The organism is Pantoea sp. ANP04 (genome assembly GCF_041982285.1).
Classification (GTDB): domain Bacteria; phylum Pseudomonadota; class Gammaproteobacteria; order Enterobacterales; family Enterobacteriaceae; genus Pantoea; species Pantoea eucalypti.
The window spans coordinates 1-536 of record NZ_JAUTYS010000156.1 but is presented as its reverse complement, the minus strand read 5'-3'; the positions used below and the strand labels follow the sequence as shown (position 1 = coordinate 536).

The following is a 536-nucleotide window of genomic DNA, read 5'->3' as shown; positions in this document are numbered from 1 at the left end:
ATTCCCTTTTGTACCCAAGTCGGTCATACGGGGCCGCTTATGCCCTCGGAAACCGGACGGCCCGTGCCGTACCTGGACGAGGTGGCTCTGGATTTTCCCGAACTGGTGATTGTTGGGGGACACATCGGGCATCCCTGGACCGACGAGATGATCGGCCTGGCCTGGAAACACGACAACATCCACATCGATACCTCCGCCTACCTGCCGGCCTATTACCCCCCGCAGTTGCTGCACTTCATGCGCACTTATGGCCAGGACAAGGTGTTGTTCGGCAGCAACTTCCCCCAGCTGTCGCTGAAAAAATGCCTGGAACAGGTGCGAGCCCTGGAACTTCCGCCGGCCATTGCGGACAAATTCCTCCAGGGCAATGCCCGTCGGGTATTCGGTTTGTAAGCGCTGGCAGCGGCGCTCAAGCGGATCTCCTGGGCGCCTGAACGCCGCTGCGGCGGTTTTTCTGGGGGTAGGTTTCTTGCTATCGTGGCCTCCCTCTTTCACGGACGAATATCGAGACAGCCCATGGCTAACTCCACCCCGTC

At 59.7% G+C, this 536-nt stretch carries 1 protein-coding gene; it reads left to right on the top strand.

Translation table 11 applies throughout. From position 1 onward, the window contains the following. On the top strand, window positions 1–393 hold a 393-nt coding region (locus Q7C21_RS22860; RefSeq protein ID WP_375151219.1), incomplete at its 5' end, for an amidohydrolase family protein. Window positions 394–536 lie beyond the last annotated feature (143 nt).